General features: G+C 41.8%; 11 protein-coding genes and 1 pseudogene. 11 read left to right on the top strand and 1 reads right to left on the bottom strand.

Annotation, left to right across the window (positions count from 1 at the left end):
- Positions 1 to 7 precede the first annotated feature (7 nt).
- The 4 genes from QE417_RS13335 (at position 8) to QE417_RS23645 (ending at position 6,953) form a co-directional block, all read left to right on the top strand.
- Positions 8 to 5,494, top strand: coding sequence for a DUF6443 domain-containing protein (locus tag QE417_RS13335; RefSeq protein ID WP_311950721.1), 5,487 nt, complete (start codon positions 8 to 10; stop codon positions 5,492 to 5,494).
- A 3-nt stretch (positions 5,495 to 5,497) separates the two neighbouring features.
- Entirely contained in the window at positions 5,498 to 6,091 is a 594-nt protein-coding gene (locus tag QE417_RS13330) for an SMI1/KNR4 family protein (RefSeq protein WP_311950718.1), read from the top strand.
- Positions 6,092 to 6,242: 151 nt separating this feature from the next.
- Positions 6,243 to 6,719, top strand: a complete 477-nt coding sequence (locus QE417_RS23650) for an IS1 family transposase (RefSeq protein WP_376717528.1) — start codon at positions 6,243 to 6,245, stop codon at positions 6,717 to 6,719.
- A 3-nt stretch (positions 6,720 to 6,722) separates the two neighbouring features.
- Positions 6,723 to 6,953 carry an IS1 family transposase gene (locus tag QE417_RS23645; protein ID WP_376717546.1) on the top strand — a complete coding sequence of 77 codons (231 nt, stop codon included), beginning with the start codon at positions 6,723 to 6,725 and terminating at the stop codon, positions 6,951 to 6,953.
- 11 nt (positions 6,954 to 6,964) lie between these two features.
- On the opposite strand, the gene QE417_RS13325 is transcribed toward QE417_RS23645, so the two are convergent.
- Positions 6,965 to 7,351 (bottom strand): helix-turn-helix domain-containing protein, encoded by a 387-nt coding sequence (locus QE417_RS13325; RefSeq protein ID WP_311950716.1) that lies wholly within the window; start codon positions 7,349 to 7,351, stop codon positions 6,965 to 6,967.
- A 678-nt stretch (positions 7,352 to 8,029) separates the two neighbouring features.
- Between QE417_RS13325 and QE417_RS13320 the strand changes: the two genes are divergently transcribed.
- The 7 genes and pseudogenes from QE417_RS13320 to QE417_RS13290 all read left to right on the top strand — a co-directional run bounded on the left by QE417_RS13320 (position 8,030) and on the right by QE417_RS13290 (position 18,950).
- Positions 8,030 to 9,262, top strand: coding sequence for a site-specific integrase (locus QE417_RS13320; protein WP_311950714.1), 1,233 nt, complete (start codon positions 8,030 to 8,032; stop codon positions 9,260 to 9,262).
- Between the two features lie 92 nt (positions 9,263 to 9,354).
- Positions 9,355 to 9,711: pseudogene (locus QE417_RS13315) on the top strand (ATP-binding protein); the annotation flags it as partial.
- 395 nt (positions 9,712 to 10,106) lie between these two features.
- On the top strand, positions 10,107 to 10,700 hold the full coding sequence (locus tag QE417_RS13310; RefSeq protein ID WP_311950712.1) for an RNA polymerase sigma factor: 594 nt from the start codon (positions 10,107 to 10,109) through the stop codon (positions 10,698 to 10,700).
- A 115-nt stretch (positions 10,701 to 10,815) separates the two neighbouring features.
- A complete protein-coding gene (locus QE417_RS13305; RefSeq protein ID WP_311950709.1) occupies positions 10,816 to 11,829 on the top strand; it encodes a FecR family protein in 1,014 nt (337 codons plus the stop codon).
- 33 nt (positions 11,830 to 11,862) lie between these two features.
- The gene (locus tag QE417_RS13300; protein WP_311950708.1) at positions 11,863 to 15,525 is read left to right on the top strand and encodes a SusC/RagA family TonB-linked outer membrane protein; all 3,663 of its coding nucleotides are present in this window, start codon (positions 11,863 to 11,865) and stop codon (positions 15,523 to 15,525) included.
- 11 nt (positions 15,526 to 15,536) lie between these two features.
- Positions 15,537 to 16,937 carry a RagB/SusD family nutrient uptake outer membrane protein gene (locus QE417_RS13295; RefSeq protein ID WP_311950706.1) on the top strand — a complete coding sequence of 467 codons (1,401 nt, stop codon included), beginning with the start codon at positions 15,537 to 15,539 and terminating at the stop codon, positions 16,935 to 16,937.
- A 21-nt stretch (positions 16,938 to 16,958) separates the two neighbouring features.
- Positions 16,959 to 18,950: a redoxin domain-containing protein gene (locus QE417_RS13290; RefSeq protein WP_311950705.1), complete on the top strand. Its 1,992-nt coding sequence runs from the start codon at positions 16,959 to 16,961 to the stop codon at positions 18,948 to 18,950.
- Position 18,951 lies beyond the last annotated feature (1 nt).

The following is an 18,951-nucleotide window of genomic DNA, read 5'->3' as shown; positions in this document are numbered from 1 at the left end:
CAACCTTATGAACGTTCTACCCACTACCGTTATGGCGCTCCGTGCGCTGTTGCTGCTCATGTGTATATGGCTGTTACCCGGCAAAGCACAAGGCCAGAATGGCACCTATATGTACGACGCCATCCCGGCAGGATCATTTACGGCCTGCGGCGGCTCATACAGCGATTACCGGAACAACTCATATTACGGAGGAGTCAGCTATTCAGATCATGTCGGCTACCCAAGCCCTGAAGTTTGGTATATGATAAACGCAGATGCAGGCACCAACCTTTCTATATCCTTATGCGGGAGCAACTATGATACCTTTGTGCGGTTGTTCGATGCCTGGGGTAATGAAGTGGCCTCAGACGACGATGGCGGTTGCGGAGGCAACACTTCCCTCCTGCAACATACGATTGGAGAAACCGGGGTGTATTATGTGGTTGTGGAAGGCTATAGCAGTAATACCGGCGATTACAGCCTGTCGATCACGGCAGCAGGTGGAGGTTTGCCTGCGGGAGCCAATATGTCCAATGCGATAGATGCCGGAACATTCAGCGGGGTAGGCTATTATAGCGATATACGCAGCAATGCGCCCTCATGTATAGGGAATGATATAGGCCAACCCAGCAATGATATCTTCTACCGTTTTACACTAACTAATCCAGCTACGGTAACGCTTTCAACCTGTGGGAGCGGTTTTGATACCTACATGCATCTGCTCAACAGTAGCGGTGCTGTAGTCGCCACCAATGACGACGATAACCTGGGAAACCAGATATGTACCACTTACAATGAGGCATCTCTCCGTTTGACCCTGCCTCCCGGTACCTATTATGTAGTTACCGAAGGTTACGGTACCAATACAGGTAATATAGCATTTCAATTTAGCCTAAGCCAGCAGGCAGCACCTAATATCAGTTATGCACAGGGCAGTTATAGTTTCCCGGCAGGTATAGCTATCAGTAGTATAACCCCCGCCAACAGCGGTGGAGCTCCGTATGCATACGGGCAGACCGTTACAGTGGCAGGAAATGGCAATATCGGTTCAACTGACGGAATTGCCTCATCCGCCAGTTTCTACCAGCCTTTAGGCCTCGGTACGGATGCCTCGGGTGATATCTATGTGGCTGATACAGGGAACGACCGGATACGCAAGATCACCACCTCGGGCACTGTGAGTACGTTTGCAGGAAGCGGCACCGGCTACGCCGATGGAATGGGCAGTGGCGCAAGCTTTAACCATCCTTCCAGCATCAGTACAGATGCATCCGGTAATGTGTATGTGGGCGACCAGACGAACAACCGCATCCGGCAAATCAGCCCTTCGGGATATGTAACTACAAAAGCCGGCAACGGATATGCAGGTTATGCCGATGGGGCCGCTTTATCGGCCTCCTTCAATATTCCCATCGGTACAGCGATGGACGCTTCAGGGACCCTGTATGTGGCCGATACCTGGAACCACCGCATCCGCAAGATAGCGGTGAACGGTACGGTAAGTACCGTTGCCGGAACAGGTGCAACAGGAATGACGAACGGTAACGCATTTTCTTCCTCGTTCAACTATCCGAGCGCTGTAGCCATTGGGCCATCGAACACGTTGTATGTGCTGGACCGGTATAACCATGCTATCCGTAAGATAGATGCCTCGGGTAATGTAAGTACCTTCGCAGGCAACGGGGCACAAGGCAGTGCGGATGGCACAGGGACATCCGCACAGTTCTATTACCCTACAGGCATGGTGATAGATAAGCAAGGCAACCTGTATGTGGCAGACGAATACAATAACCGGCTGCGTAAGGTAACACCAGCAGGTGTGGTAACCACGATAGCAGGAAACGGCATCGCCGGGTCTTTAGAAGGCATCGGTACATCAGCCATGCTGAACATGCCCTACGGCATCGCCTTAGACCCTAACGGTAATATCCTTACCAGTGAGTTGGGTAATCATAAAGTACGTAAGGTGATCACCGCCCCGTTCAGTATCAGTCCGGCACTGCCACAGGGTTTGGTATTCGACCCGGCCACGGGGACGATCAGTGGCACGCCTTCATTAGCTACAACCTTAACCGCATATACGGTAACCGTGAGCAATGCCAGCGGGAATAGTAGTTACGTCCTGAACATATCGACCGGAGGCAGTGGTAGCGGGCAAGGCCCTCAGCCGAGCCAGGACCGGAACTATGTTATTACCCGCAGACCAAGGGGGGAATATCTCGACGAGAACAGCATAAGAAACAAGACAGCGGGTGAGGTGATGGCTGATATACAGTACATTGATGGCCTCGGGCGATTGGAGCAAACTGTACAATTCGGGGGAAACCAAGACGCCTCTAAAGACTTAATACTTCCAAGTGCCTATGATCAATTTGGAAGAGAAGCTATCAAATACTTACCTTATATTACAGAAATAGGTAGTAATGGCAGTTTTCGTATAAACGCAATCACTGAACAACAATCTTTTTATCACCCAGGCGGAGCGGGCAATAGTGGGGAAATGCTTCCAAACGGACTAGTGCGAATTCCGACACCATATGCTATCACAAACTTTGAGTCATCGCCTTTAAATCGTCCTATTGAGCAGGGGGCTCCTGGCAATGATTGGCAACCAACTGCATCTGGGATCGTGGGTGCAGGACATACGATAAGGAAAGAATATAAGTCAAATTTGGCATCAGGGGACTATTCTGTTAGGTTGTACAATGCGGAGCTTATAAACAACTTATCGGGAGAGTATCGGTATAGTTTAACTGGCACTGGTTTTTACGCAGCTAACGAGCTTTATTTAACGATAACAAAAGACGAGAATTACATTGAAGGGACAGCGAATTTTCTCGGACAGAAGCATGAATACAAAGATAAGGAAGGGCGTATTATACTTAGGCGATTATTCAATTGGAAAAATAATACAATAGAGAAATTATCGACTTATTATGTTTACGATGATAGTGGTAATTTGAGTTTCATACTTACCCCTGGTGTAAATCCTGACGAGCAATCTATTCCAAGTTTGAGTAATTTAAATAACTTTTGTTATCAGTACCGCTATGATAATAGAAGACGATTGATTGAAAAAAAGCTACCCGGCAAAGGGTGGGAATATTACGTGTACAATAAAGAAGATAGGATCACTTTCATTCAAGACGCAAATCAACGAAATAAACAGTTACAAGAGTGGACATTTAATCGTTATGATAAAATGGGGCGCGTTATTATGACTGGGATATGGCAGTCAGGTAACAATGGTAACAATAATTTGTCATCGCCAGATCCAAGCTTGCGACTTTGGCTACAGGACTGGTCTAATAACCACACACCAACCTCTGCTAATCGAGATAATAACAATTTAGCCACTGGTTATAATCAGGATGACCCACCGGGACAAGTATTGACTATAAATTACTATGACGACTATCTTTTTCCTGGAAACCCCTTTAATAGCTCCGTAGGAAATCAACTTCTTCATCCTACAGGATTGTTGACTGCTACAAAGATTAATATTCTAGGAACGGGGAATTATCTATGGACCGTAAATTATTTTGACAATGAAGGAAAAATTATTCAGGTCAAAAGCCAAAATCACCTTGGCGGGAGTGATATTATAGATAATACCTATAGTTTTACTGATGAGTTGCTTACATCTACACGGACTCATGTTGCAAACGGAAATTCGACTACAATTGATATAACATATGATTATGATCATATGGGCAGACGTACTCGTGCTCGTCAGAGTATTAATGGAGCCACGCCTACAGTTCTAAATCAACTTTTCTATAACGAGGTTGGTCAGGTAAAGAACAAACAAGTAGGTGATAACTTACAAAGCATTGATTACAGTTATAATGAACGTGGCTGGCTAACCCGCGTCAACGACCCCAATTTGGCTATAACTAGCAACAAACGCTTTAGTTTAGAATTGCGATACAACCATCCATTACAAGGCTCGATGCCACAATGGAACGGTAATATTTCGGAGCAACAATATCGTGGTCAGGAAAGTGGCAATCAATATGTAAAGTACAGTTATGATAAATTGAACAGGTTGACCGAGGGCGTCTCCAGCACAGGGTTTAGTGAAACTGGCATTGTATACGATGCGATGGGCAATATACGCGACCTTACCCGCACGGGGCCCTACAACGCAACATTACATTATAACTATAATGATGGTAACCAGTTAAGCAACGTAACGAATAGCGGCAGCAGTTTCCGGAGTTATGACTACGACCTCAATGGTAACGCCACAAGTGATGGACAGGGTAACAGCATAAATTATAATATGCTTAACCTGCCTGCCATCATACCAGGAAAAGGTTTGACATACACTTATACAGCTACAGGGCAAAAGCTGAAAAAGGTATTTGCCCAAGGGGCCGGTAGTGTAACAGATTATGTAAGCGGGATACAGTACAAAACAGACGGCACGATAGATTTTATCCAAACGGATGAAGGCCGCGCCATTCGTTCGGGAGCCAGTTACAACTATGAGTACACCCTGAAAGACCATTTGGGAAACAACCGGGTCACGGTAACGTCGAGCGGACAGGTGGGAGAAGATGATTACTATCCATTTGGCTTAAACGTGCACCGGCAGCAAAATGATGGGAATAAATACCTTTACAATAGCAAAGAATTACAGGAAGAACTGGTTCAATATGATTATGGAGCGAGGTTTTATGATCCTATTATAGCTAGATGGTTCAGTATCGATCCTTTAGCAGAGCAGAGTAGATCTTGGGCGCCATACATTTACGGGAAAAACAATCCGCTAAGGTTTATAGATCCTGATGGAATGGCTGACCAAGACATGTATGGCAGAGATAGATTTGATTCATTTGGAAGATTCATAACGCCTGATGCTCGAGGTGATATTGATTGGCTGGGACTTGGTCAGCAATCTGCTAACGAGCGAGCAAATTCTGAAAATGAAAATAGTAGCGAAACAAGTCAAGACAATAGTGCTGCTTCTGAGCAACCACCCGGCGGTGGGAATCCGAAAGAAATAAAAACGTTCTATGTTTTTGAATTGCTAACGCCGTTCGTTTATCATCATATTAAATTCGCAATTGAGGTTTTACACAAACCGTCTCTTTTAGTTTTTAGTAGATTGGGTTATAACGAGCGAAGAAGACTGGCACTTGGATATTGGAACAATCCTTATTACAAAAGACCTTTTGGGTGGCAAGTTGACGAATATCCGTTTGCTTCAACCTTACAGGGTGGTTTGGGAGCAAGCACAGTGCTAGTTCCTGCCCATGAAAATAGCATGCAGGGTAATCATCTTCAATTAATGCATTTTTCTGAAGGTGAATTATTTCGAGTTAAACTGATACCTTATAAGGGACTGGAGCCTGTTGTAGTCCCTGTTTTGGAAACCAAAAGAACTCCGGCTTATAGTCCTTCATATACAATACCTTATAGTGCGCCAAAATTAAATAAAGGTGTCGTTGCAGGAGGAGTATTTGCAACTTTTTTAACATATTTGATGTATTTATCTTTGGCAATTTAACCAATGGAACTCAAAATAATTATCGACCAGTTTTTTCGCTTAATAAATTTCACCAACCCGTACATTTATGAAGCATTAGGAGATGGGCTCGAAGAAAGTGAAATTAAGTATATGGAGCAAAGTATCAACTTCGACTTTCCTGAAGATTTACATACGCTTTATTCAATTAAGAACGGCTTACAACATGCCGATTTTGAACGACTAGAGCAAACTTTGCTTTTTCAGAACGGATTGTTTTTAACTCTCGAAGATAGTATCAAGGAATACGAATATCTAATATTCGACTTCAAGTTGAGAAAGAAACTTCCCATTTTTGACAGTGGTGGTGGTGACTTTTTATTATTTGATTGTGATAAGAAGAGTTCTACTTATAACACCATTGTATATTACTCTCCTGCATTGCTAATTACAACACCACAATCAATTTATGATTCTATGGAAACCTTATTTTCAACAAATATCCGATGCTTTATAGACGGTGTTTATAAATATGACGATACGATGAGTTTGGAAATAGCCCCTAAGCGCTTAGCATCCTTATCGAAAAAAATGAACCCTAACTCTTCGTTTTGGGAAGAGTACGAACGTTATTTATAAAGGTCATGTCTTAAACTTGTTGGTGAAAGCGTAAGGTGTTGACGTTCAATAGTAATCAATGTTTTAAGCTCAATAATTTTATCAAAATAGGAGATATGTAAGGATCATCCGTACTATTTTAGCGTAAAATATCACGACTAAACCTTGAACGATGACTAGCTGTATCAAACCTGTTGATGCTCCTAAATGTGTGAAATGCAATGGAGTGACCATTAGGTATGGCAAAACACAAGGGAGGCAACGATACCGGTGTAAGTTTTGTAAAATGACCTTTCTCCAAACATACAGCTACCGGGCTTGGTCACCATATTGCAGCCAAAACATAGTTGCTTTGTTAACTGAAGGTTGCGGTATCAGAAGTATCGCCAGGTTGTTGAAAGTTGCGACCGGTACAGTGATCAAACGAATCAAACAGATAGCTGGACGATTACACAAACCTTCAATAGAATCAGGTGGCATTTATGAAGTTGACGAGTTCAAAACGTATATTGGCAGTAAGGAATGTCCTTGCTGGGTTATCCTGGCTTTAGACCGGGCTTCGGGTAAGGTAGTAGAAATTGTCGTCGGTAAACGAAATATGGCTAATTTAAGCTCGATCACAAATGTCCTGATCAACACGGCGTGCTAGGCTATATACACCGATAGGCTTAATATTTACAGCTCGGTCATTCCAGCGGCGATGGATAGAGTTGCCCGGTACGGAACTAATAAAATTGAGCGCACTAACCTTAATTTGAGGATCCGGCTGAAAAGGCTTAATAGAAAAACTATTTGTTATTCAAAAAGCATGGCAATGCTTGAAGCTTGTTTGAATATCATATTTTGGTATGAAAAACCGCTCATGTTTCAAACTTGTTTTTGAAAAAAATCGTGTTACTTGCTTTTCAGCAGCTCAACTTTTTCCCGTTCGCTTTGCAGCAGGCGTTCATAAAGCTTTTTGTTCTCTTCAATCAGCTCAATCAGCTTATCCAAAGGATTAAATGTGCAGTGGTAATTCTGGCCTTGATTTATACTGCTATCGTTGAAGGTGTTGAAATAATTAATCACAGCTTCGTCACTGAAATTTTTTATTGCCTCGGGTGTCACACCTAAATATTTCGCAATTTTGTCCAACACTTCGTCTTCAAGCTTTTCACTTTTTTCAATATTGGAAATAGTTTGCTGGCTAACGCCTAGCTCCAGCGCAAGTGCTTCTTGTTTGATGCCCTTGATCTCTCGTATTCTTGCAACCTTACGTCCGATATGTAATATTTCTGCCATAACATAATTTCTATGGTGTAAATATACAAATCATTAGGTGGCTATCACAAAAATCTCATCCCAGACGGTCACAAGTTCTAAATGGTGTGTTTAATTTTAACATAAGGAAGTTTTACACTGTCGTATTGTTACTGCCAATTTATTGTTTGCGACATTTGATGATTTTAGATATTGTCCAGATGTAGTTTAAAGAGTCTACTTATTTATTAACTTTGCTATCATCGATTATAATACTTGTAAACATAGTGCTTGTGTGATAATTGATTTGGAAAATTTAATAATGCCCTAATCAACACCCATATTGTAAGTAGTTAATGTGAGGTATTGTATATCAATAATATAGAGGTTTCGGTTGGCATTCTGCCATCCCGACGCTAACGGTGTTATCCGACACCTAAAAGCCCTTAAATCTATGATTTAAGGGCTTTTTTATTTTATTCCAGCCCAATTCATCTAAGTTATATCAAAGAAAATGTGCCCTATTCGGTGCCCCATTTTAAATTTTTAAATTGGGGCACAAATAGCACGTTAAGTAACTGATAGTCAATTTATTATTTTATTTATTTTGACTGTTTTTGATGCCGTTTAACCTGCATTTTTCATCGGGAAAGGTGCCCCATTTTTAAAGCGAATCAATTACCGTCAATCTGAAGCTATTTGAAATTAAAATTGACGAATATGAAAACACAGAAAAGCACCTTTGGTGTGATCTTTTATCTCAGGAAGTACAAAGCCGTAAAGAGCGGCAGAGTGCCCATCTACGCCCGGATAACCGTAAACGGGCGCAGGACTGACCTGTCGGTTAAACGTTCGGTAGAGCCTGCAAATTGGAATGAGCACAAGGGCATGGCAAAAGGTAGCCGTGAAGAAATATCAAAGCTGAACAAGTATTTAGAAGAATACCGTGCGGGAATCGTGGATGCCTATCAGGAGTTGCAACTGAAAAAGAAACTTATCACAGCCGAGTTGGTAAAAGACAAATTCAGTGGGGAAGACCAGTCCGAGTTTACCTTATGTAAACTCATGGATTATCATAATATCGAAGAAGTAGAAGTGCTCGAACAAGGAACGATAAAAAACTACTTCACTACTCAGAAGTATGTAAAGGAGTTTTTGTGGCAGCATTATAAAACCAGCGACAAGTATTTATCAGAGCTCACCTATAAGTTCATTACAGAGTTTGAGGTCTTCCTACGAAAAAGGAAACCGGAGAAAGGGCAGCGCCCGTTGGCGAACAACGGAATTATGAAGCACTTGGAGCGGTTCTGTAAAATGATAAACCTGGCTGTGAGGCTGGAATGGATCGAGCGCAACCCGTTCCACGCTTACCGCTTAAAGTTTGAAAAGGTAGAACGTCGGTTCTTAACTAAACTTGAGCTACAAAGGATAGAGGACAAGCAATTCGATATATTCCGTTTACAATTGGTAAAGGACCTTTTTATATTCAGTTGCTATACCGGCCTTGCTTATCGTGATGTATTTAACCTGTTGCCGGAGAACTTGGTAGAATGGTCGGCAGATAATTTTTGGTTGATTTCCAGTAGGCAAAAAACAAGTGTTGCGATCAAGGTTCCTTTACTGCCTAAAGCATTAGCTATAATTGGAAAATACAACGAACACCCACAAACTGTGAATAGCGGCAAATTGCTGCCCCCCATTAGCAACCAAAAGCTGAATAGCTACCTGAAGGAAATTGCAGACTTATGCAGTATCACCAAACCGCTCACTTTCCATATTGCCCGACACACCTTTGCGACGACAATAGCATTGACTAATAAAGTTCCGATAGAAACGGTGAGCAAACTGCTCAGCCATACAAAGATATCGACCACGCAAATTTACGCCAAGGTTGTAGAAACTAAATTGAGGGAAGATATGGATGAGCTAAGGCAAAAGCTCATGGCAGGTTGATCAATAAATTATTTTAATGCTAACCTCAGCTACTCTATTTTTTTCTAAAATATGTTTTTGACAATTCCCCGCAAATAATACTTTCAGATTTAAGTACCCCCAAACTACTGGCCAAACTAAAGATGGCCAAGGCCGATGGCTCATACATCAAAGAAATAGCAAAGATCGAACGGCAGCACCTGCTTATACTTGATGACTTCGGATTGCAGCCATTTGATGCGCAAAACAGGGCTGCCCTGATGGAGATCATCGAAGACAGGCATGGCAAAGCCTCACTGGTCATTACCTCACAACTTCCGGTAAGTAAATGGCATGAGGTGATCGGCGAAAAAACGATAGCTGATGCCATACTGGATCGTATTGTACACAGCGCTCACAGACTGGAGCTCAAAGGAGAATCTATGAGAAAAAAACGCAGGGCTGATGAAAAAGAAATCAGTTACCAATAATAACCTTTAATAGCTAACTTTGTAATAATGCTTCTACAGCATTTGCTGCACCATTCCGCCAGTTCTTAGACTGGTCAGTTTGCCACGGAATCGCCTGGTCAACATTCCCGTAATACCTATTGTTCAGCTCAATTCATTTAAGTCAAATCAAAGGAAATATACCTTTTTAGGTGCCCCATTTGATTTTTTAAAAATTCGACATAAATGATATGTTAAAAAACACATAGTCAATTTTTTATTGTGGCATTTTGATAGGTTTTGATGTTGTTTAATCTACGTTTTGTGAAAGGTGCCCTGTTTCTAAAGCGAATCGATGATTAATGGCTTGTAATGGAAAAAACATTATATTTACAATACCTTAATTAAATGTGTTAAAAGTTCAGGTTTAAGTAGCTATGGATGATGAGTTGTTATGGAGTTCTTTTTTGCAAGGGAATAGAACTGCATTTCAGGAAATATATTCAAAGCATTATCAAAGCCTGTACAGTTACGGCATGCGCAAACTCAATCATGCCGATTTGGTACGCGATTGCATACAAGATGTTTTTATGGCCGTATGGGTCAATCGCGCCAATTTATCACCTACCACCAATATAAAATACTACTTGCTTGCATCGTTGCGCAACCTGCTTGTTAAGGTAGCTACAGCCGATGGCAAATGGCAAAAAGTTGAAATAACCTCAACTGAACTTTTTCATATCCAGTTTAACCCCGAATCGGAGTACATTCAAAAGGAAAATTTAACCCAAAAAGCTAAAATATTAATAGAAGCGCTTGATAAACTTACGCCTCGGCAAAAGGAAGTGCTTTATTTGAGATATTTTGAAGAGTTAAGCTATGAACAAATTGCTGAATTGCTGAATTTGACACTAAAGGGTGTATATAAACTGAATTACCGTGCAATTGATGCTCTTAAATTGATATTAGGTCTTAATAAATCGGAGCTTTTAACGTTGATAATTGCTTTGAAGCTGGAATTTCTCAAATAAAACCATCTTCATGAAGAAATTGTAAAATTATTTTAAAATTTTTTGTCTTTCGTGGGGTAATATTTTTTAAAAGTTGCTTTGTATATATAAATGTGTTTAAAAGCACAGATGTTTAATGGCGAAATTTGACTCATACCAGTTTGAAGATTTTCTGAACGATGATTCGTTTATAACATGGTTAAAGTACGGAACTGATGTTAATGGCTATTGGCAGGAATGGCTGAATGCACAACCGTTAAACCTAAATGTTTATAATGAAGCCCGTGCGTATTTACTAACTGTGTTGAGCACCGATGTGATAATTGATGATCCACAGCATCAGCAGCAAGTATGGGACAGGGTAGAAAAAGGGATCATTGGTCATGAGCGAAAACGGGCTACCATTAAACAATTGCGGATATGGAGCAGTGCTGCAGCCGCAACAATATGTGTTTTTTTGGGCGGCTTATGGTACTACAACAGTAAAGTTGAAATTACCACAGGCTACGGCGAACATCGTAACGTAACGCTACCCGACAATAGCCTGGTGAAATTGAATGCCAATTCTAAAGTAAGTTATTACCGGGCATGGCATTGGCACAAATTACGTGAGGTATGGTTGCAAGGCGAAGCATTGTTTGATGTAAAGCATTTGAACAAACAACCAGGTGATGTTAAACCAAATGAGCAATTCGTTACCCATGCGGGCGATGTGAATGTGCAGGTTTTGGGAACATTGTTTAATGTAAAAAGCAGACGAAATAATGTTGTAGTGGCCTTAATCAAAGGAAAGATCAAAGTAAGCGGCACTCAACCGGGCTCGCATTCATATATAATGAATTCGGGGCAAGCCATTGATTACCAAAAGAATGATGTCAATCTGCGGTTGGTAAACAGTCTCAATAATAAACCACTGGCCTGGACCGAGCATAAAATGATGGCCAGCGGCATGTCGGTTGGTGCAATTATTGAAAACTTTGAAGATACATATGGCAACCGGATAGTTGTTGACAGTCCGGCACTTTTAAATAAACAAATAGACGGAACAATATCGGTAAGAACGCGCGAGAGCACTTTGTATATGCTGGCCAACCTGCTTAATGCCACGGTACAAGAACGCGATGGTGTGTATTACCTTAAATCAAAGTAACCCCTAAGTAACAATTTATTAAACTCAAGTTCTATGCAAAAAACATTTACGTTTTTGGCGTTATGCATTTGCTTTGCCTTAATTTTAGGTACAAGCAGGCTTGCTTTGGCGCAGCAAACTCAAAACGTGTCGCGCATTTCGCTTACCGAAGCGCTTCAAACTATTGAGAAACAATACAAAACCCGTTTTGCTTACGAGCACGGCTTACTGAATGATAAATTCACTACCAGGCAACAGCTCAAAGGTAACTCGGTAGAAGAAGTGCTGAAAAATGTGCTTTATCCCAATAACCTCATTTTCCTTTATGTAAGTGAAAATACGTATTCAATTGTAGCACGTAAGGCTGATTTTTTTACCGGTGTAGCCGGCAATCAACCGATACAAACTCCGGCTAATGGAGTGGCGGGCAAGCAGTCAACTTTGCGCGGAACGGTGTATAACTCCCGAAATGAGCCGATAGCTTATGCCAATGTTTGGTTAAAGGGTACTAACCAGGCAACGCGTACCAATGATGACGGTGGCTACCTTTTGCCTTCTGTTAAACAAGGTGATGTCATTGTTTTTGATGCCATTGGATATTTTAAACTGGAGGCTCCTGCATCTTTCCAGCAGTCAAAGCTCGATGTAACGTTGGTGAGTAACGGTACTACCCTTGATGAGGTTACTGTGGTAAGCAACGGTTACCAGGCACTGCCTAAAGAACGTACAACAGGTTCGGCGGCAACGGTAACTGCAAAGGAGATAGAGGAACACCCTCAAACAAACTTACTTGCGCGTTTGGAAGGGCTTGCTCCTGGTGTGCAAATTAATTTAACCTCGGGCGATAGAGGCTTTTTTTACCAAAGCGGTGGAAGCATAGCAACCGTACCGAGCGTAAACGGCGGTACCCGTACCGTGGGTATTAACGATTACACCCTTAACGTTAGGGGCCGTAACAGCTTGCAAGGTGAACAAGCCCCATTGATCGTGTTAGATGGTGCAATTACCGAGTTAGATATGTCAACCCTTAACCCTAATGATATTGAAAACGTCACTTTCTTAAAAGATGCCGCTGCTGCATCAATATGGGGTGTACGTGCAGCAAATGGCGTTATTGTTATTAATACTAAAAAGGGCAAGCGCACACAAACCCCCACAGTAAATATTTCGAGCATATTCACTTTCGGGGAAAAACCTGATCTGGGTTATTATAAAATGATGAATTCGGCACAGGTTTTAAACTATGAAAAAGAACTGGTTGACCGCAATATTTTAACCCCAATTGCGCCAAGCAACTATTTCAATGCCATTTATGTAGTACCAGAGGGTACCCAGTTGGCTCAGCAACTTAAGGCAGGGACTATAACACAGGCGCAATATGATAGCCGTATAAGCCAATTAAGTGCCATTGATAACCGCTCACAGGTAAATAAATACTTTTTGCAGAGTATGCAAAACCAGCAATACAATTTATCAGTTAGCGGTGGTGCCGAAAATTCTACTTACTACTATTCTGCATCATATAGCAGGGAAAGGCCCAATCAGGTAAATAACTATGGAAGCAGACTTACAACAACTTTAAATAACAGTTGGAAACTATTTAACCGGGTAACGTTGTCTACAAGTTTTAAAGGTTCATTCTTTAAATTTGTTAACAATGGATTAAGCCTGCAAAACCTTTACAGGCCCGACCGCTTTACTTTGTTGCCATACCAGCAAGTAGCTGATGCTAACGGCAACGGCATATCATATGATCGTATTAGTCCCGACTTTACCAAAACGTTGTCGTCTGCATATAAGGACTGGCGTTATAATTATCTTGATGAGCTTTCGTATGGCGACAATTCGCAAAAAGATAATAATTATATTTTTAACGCAAGCCTTAAAGCACCGTTGTTTGCAGGGCTTTCGGCAAGTGTGATTTATACCAACGAGCGTACATTTGATACTCAACGTACGTTTTATGATCCTAAAAGTTATTATATCAGGGATATGCTTAACTATTATACCTATCCAACCGCAACAAGTAACAGTTTAGGTATCACAACAGGCGGCGGACTTACCCAGATCAACACTAACCAAAGTAATTACAGCATGAGAGGCCAGCTTGAGTTTGATCGCAATTTTGCCTCAAAACACCAGGTTACAGCTTTGGCAGGTACCGAGATCAGAGAAACAAATATTGGAGCAGGTACATATTCTTTATGGGGCTACAATATGGCCACAGGTATTACAAACAACACTATAAACCTTACTACTAATCCAACTTATGCTTATATAGCAGGTGCAACCCCTACAAGTTATACTTCCTTTAATAAAGGCGGCTATCCAACACAAGCCGATAAGCGTCGCCGTTTCTTGTCGTACTACGGCAATGTGGCGTATGCCTATAACAATAAATATGTACTTACCGGCAGCGTACGTTATGATGACTATAATAACTTTGGCCTTGATCGTAAATACCGTGCTACTCCGCTTTGGTCAACAGGTTTAAAATGGAATTTAAGCCGCGAGGGCTTTTTAAAGAACGTTGCCTGGTTGACAAGTGCAGCGCTACGTGCCACATATGGTGTTAACGGCAATCTTTCCCTTACAAATTACCCATATACCTACATTTCTTTGGGTTCAAGTGATGCTACGACCGGGCAAAGTTATGCAAGTGTTATCGCATTGGCCAACCCACAGTTAAGATGGGAAAAAACTTATGTTAAAAACTTAGGCATTGATTTTAGCTTGTTTAGCAGCAGGCTTAACGGTTCATTCGAGGTATACAGCAAAAAATCAAAAGATCTGCTGTATTCATTCCCTATAAGCAGCGTTTACACAGGTAACATCAGCACCACCTTAACCCGTAATGCAGCCTCATTAGAAGGTAAGGGGGCTGAATTTGGTTTAAACGGAGCAATCATCAACAAAAAAGATTGGAGCCTTAGTGCCGGAATGACTTTCGCTTACAATACCAATAAATTAACCGATAACCGCTTTATTGAAAGCCTTTATACAAGCAACTTCGGAACATCTCCAACATCTATTGGTCCTATCAGTGGTTACGCAGCTGATAAGTTATTTGTGTATCGTAATGCAGGTTTAGATGCAGGAGGTTTAACCCAGATATATGATCGTAACGGAGCGATAGTAAAAGCTACTACTACCACTCTGAGTTCATTATCAGACTTAAAGTATGCCGGCCGTACCATAGCGCCTTATTTTGGTGGATTTAACACTACACTTCGGTATAAACAATTTTCGCTATTTGCGCAAACCAGCTATCAGTTTGGTAGCGTATTCTTAAAACCAAGTATTCAAAACTACATCACTACAGCTACATTTTCTACAGCCGGATATTATTTAGGCGAAGACATTGCCAAACGCTGGGCAAAACCGGGGGATGAGGCCACTACCGCAGTTCCGGGTATTAATGGCACTGCTAATGCTGTACAAATAAGCCTTATTCGCTACCAAAACTCTGATATTAATGTGTTAAAAGGCGATTATGTGCGTTTACGTCAACTAACGCTAAGCTACCAGGTACCTGGCCAAATACTTAGTAAGTATAAAATTAAAGGTATTAACATAGGTGCATCAGCTAATAACCTTGGGTTGATATGGAGAGCCAATAAAGAAGGTTATGATCCTGACTTCACCAGTTACATTGGAAGTGTACGTGGTTTGCCGGCCGCACGGTCATATTCACTAAACGTAAATCTTAACTTTTAAGCTAACGCATCATGAAAACCAAATATAATTTATTGTTTTTGATGGCTATAGTCCTTGGCTCATGCCAAAAATATGTGGACATAAAAACCCAGGGCCAACTGGTGCCGGGCGAGATATCCAATTACCGTTACTTGCTCAACAATACCGCTGTATATGAATTTGGTCCTCAACTGGGTGATATTGCTTCAGATGATGTTCAGTTAATGGATGGAAGCACACAGCAGTTAGCATTGGTGCCTGATAGTTATCGTTACTGGCGTACCAGCTATACCTGGCAGGCTGATCCATTTCCGTTAGGAAGTTTTCAAACCGACAATAACTGGAACGGTATGTATAATACCATAACCTACAGCAACATCATCATTGGCGAAGTTCCGGCAAGCACCGGAGGCAGCGAAGCTGAAAAAGCCGCGCTAATTGCCGAAGCAAAAGTGCATCGTGCCGATGCTTACCTCATGTTGATGAATACTTATTCAAAACCTTACAATGCGGCCACTGCATCTTCAGACCTTGGTGTGCCTTTAGTATTGGTTCAAACAACAGTTCAGCCGTTAAACCGCCCTTCGTCGCAAACGGTGTACGACCAGATCATTGCCGATTTAAAACAAGCTATACCTGCTTTGCCGGTTGCTCAATTATTTAATACTTTACCCTCCAAAGCATCAGCTTATGCCGAATTGGCGCGTTGCTACCTGTACATGAATAATTATGCAGCCGCTAACACTTATGCAGATAGCGCGTTGGCCTTGCGTAGCACATTAAACGATTTAAGTACTATAACTACAATAAGCACCACCACTTATCCAATCCGGAGAAGCGACCCGGAAGTTTTGCTTTCAAAAGTTGCAGTTGGAGGAATAAGTGCTTTTACCCCCATCGGCTTGCGTTTGAGCGATGAATTATTAGCACTGCTGGGCACACGCGACCAGCGCTATACTCTTTTTACAACCGATCCTACTATAGTTTCAACAGCCTATGTGCCAGCCGGTGGCCGCTTTTTTTATAAAGATCGCGCTATAAACGAACCAAGAAACATTGGCCCGAGCGTACCCGAAATGATGCTGATCAAGGCCGAATATTTTGCCCGCAACAACGATGTTGGCAATGCATTGCTTTGGGTGAATAATTTGCGCAGAAAACGTTTTAAAACTGCCGATTATGTTGCACTTACCGCTGCCAATGCAAGCGACGCGCTAAAGGTGGTAATTGAAGAACGCCGTCGCGAGTTTTTTTGCCGCATGCTGCGTTGGTGGGATATGCGTCGCTTAAATGGAGAAGGCCAGTTTCAGCGTACTTATACGCGCACGTTTGGAGGTACTACCTATTCATTAGCTCCGGGCAGCAACCGCTACGTATTTAGTATTCCGGTTTATCAAATTCAGCTAAACCCCGAGATACAACAAAACCCTTGATTTTACCTGTAAAGATCAATTATGCTAAAAATTAAAAAGAGCTTAATGGCTATCAGTTGCTTACTGGCAACTGATGCCTTTGCTCAAAGCAAAAACTTTGAATATAATCCGGTGCACCCGCTTCCGGGCAGTAGTATTCAAATAACGTACGATACTAAAGGAACTCCCTTAAGCGGGCAAAAGAGCGTACACGGAATTGTTTATGCCTACAGCAACTATAATTGGCATACAACCGACTTAAACTTAACACCAACAGGTGAGGGTAAGTTTAAAGCCACCCTGCCGCTCGATAAAGATTTTGGCTTGGCTGCAATAAAATTTTTAGGCGGTGACAGTACAGATAATAATAACGATAATGCCTATGTAATAATGGCAACCGATGCTAAACGCGCCGGTATTAATGCACCTTCTGCCTATGCCGGCTGGAGCTTTTTACGTGCCGATAAACAGGGGTATGGTGTTCCGGGATATTTTAAGAAGCCTGTAAATTTGAGCGATACCGCATTTTACTATTGGCTCAACAACGAGATAATGTGGCATTCGGCAGAGGCTGGTGAAGTGTTAGCTGTTCCGTTTGCACGTTCAATACAGGCATTTCAGGGCGATGCCGGTATGCCCCGTATCAAAAACATCGTTAAGTTTCTTCAACAAAAGGATAGTGAAGTTAATTTATTGAGGGCACGAAGCATATTGGCCGGTGTGTTAAAAGATAAATTTCGTACCGACTCATTAGACAGTGTAATGATAAAACGGTTCCCTAACGGCGAATTGGCCAAGGTGAACGCATATAAAGCTTACAACCTCGAGCGCGATGCAGAAAAGAAACGGGCCTTGGGCGAAGCTTTTCTTAAAAAGTTCCCTCAAAATAAAGCTTACAACGATTTTGATAAGGAGTTTCGCATCAACTACTCCAATATTTATCAAACGATAATCATCATTGCTTCAATGAAGAAGGATTATACGCCGTTGAACCAGTATTTGAATGAACTTGATTTTCCGGCGTTTGTAAATCTGCATTATAAATTAATTGAGATTTGGCATAACAGAAAGGATATACCCGATGCCGAATTGCTGCCCTATGCCAATAAGATGTTTACACGTATGGAGCAAACAAAAGATGTTGTTCCGGCCGATTACTGGTATCTGTCTCCAATGCAGTGGAAAGCACAATACGAACAATTTTTAGCTAAGAGCATATTGCCGGTTCAGGTGAGTATACTTCGTAATACCGGTAACTATCAACAGGCTTTGGCTTATGCAGAAAGAGCGCAAAAGTTCTACCACTATAAGCGTGCTTCGCTAAACGACGACCATGCTTTTTTACTCAACAGAGCCAGGCAGTATGCAAAACTGCATACTTTGTTAGAGCGCAGTGTGTATGAAAATCAAAGCTCGCCCGAGATGCTGGCTTTGCTAAACGCCGATTATAAACGTAGCGGCAAACCGCTAAACCAGTATAATGCTTACTTAACCTCGCTAAAAAACCCTGAATTGGCAGCACGGAGTTCTGAAGAGGCTAAAAAGATAATGCGCAATGCCGATATGCCCGATTGGACCATGACCGATTTAAACGGCAAGGAAGTACGTTTTGCCGACTTAAAAGGTAAAACCATTGTTATGGATTTTTGGGCTACCTGGTGCGTGCCGTGTAAGGCCTCGTTCCCGGGGATGAAGCTTGCTGTTGATCACTACAAAGCCGACCCCAACGTGGTATTTTATTTTATCGATACCGAAGAAAGAGGCGACAAGTACAAACAGGAGGTTGCAAAGTTTATAAAAGATAATAACTATCCATTCAATATATTATTTGATAATAAAGCCAAAGGAGCAACTGTAAATGATGAGGTATTTGCGCGTGTATGCAAAGCCTTCACTATTTCAGGCATTCCAATGAAACTCATCATCGACAGTAAAGGCAAGTTGCGTTTTCTTACCGATGGTTACAAAGGAAGCCCAACTGCATTGGCCGATGAAATTATTGAAATGGTTGAACTGACCAAAAAGTCTGAATAGT

It is taken from the genome of Mucilaginibacter terrae, from assembly GCF_031951985.1.
Taxonomy (GTDB): Bacteria; Bacteroidota; Bacteroidia; order Sphingobacteriales; family Sphingobacteriaceae; genus Mucilaginibacter; species Mucilaginibacter terrae_A.
This window is presented reverse-complemented; position numbering and strand designations above follow the sequence as displayed.

What these genes read in the sequence shown, in the direction of transcription:
- QE417_RS13335 (WP_311950721.1), top strand. Translation starts at nt 8, where the DNA reads ATGAACGTTCTACCCACTACCGTTATGGCGCTCCGTGCGCTGTTGCTG.
- QE417_RS13330 (WP_311950718.1), top strand. Translation starts at nt 5,498, where the DNA reads ATGGAACTCAAAATAATTATCGACCAGTTTTTTCGCTTAATAAATTTC.
- QE417_RS23650 (WP_376717528.1), top strand. Translation starts at nt 6,243, where the DNA reads ATGACTAGCTGTATCAAACCTGTTGATGCTCCTAAATGTGTGAAATGC.
- QE417_RS13325 (WP_311950716.1), bottom strand. Translation starts at nt 7,351, where the DNA reads ATGGCAGAAATATTACATATCGGACGTAAGGTTGCAAGAATACGAGAG.
- QE417_RS13320 (WP_311950714.1), top strand. Translation starts at nt 8,030, where the DNA reads ATGAAAACACAGAAAAGCACCTTTGGTGTGATCTTTTATCTCAGGAAG.
- QE417_RS13310 (WP_311950712.1), top strand. Translation starts at nt 10,107, where the DNA reads ATGGATGATGAGTTGTTATGGAGTTCTTTTTTGCAAGGGAATAGAACT.
- QE417_RS13305 (WP_311950709.1), top strand. Translation starts at nt 10,816, where the DNA reads ATGGCGAAATTTGACTCATACCAGTTTGAAGATTTTCTGAACGATGAT.
- QE417_RS13300 (WP_311950708.1), top strand. Translation starts at nt 11,863, where the DNA reads ATGCAAAAAACATTTACGTTTTTGGCGTTATGCATTTGCTTTGCCTTA.
- QE417_RS13295 (WP_311950706.1), top strand. Translation starts at nt 15,537, where the DNA reads ATGAAAACCAAATATAATTTATTGTTTTTGATGGCTATAGTCCTTGGC.
- QE417_RS13290 (WP_311950705.1), top strand. Translation starts at nt 16,959, where the DNA reads ATGCTAAAAATTAAAAAGAGCTTAATGGCTATCAGTTGCTTACTGGCA.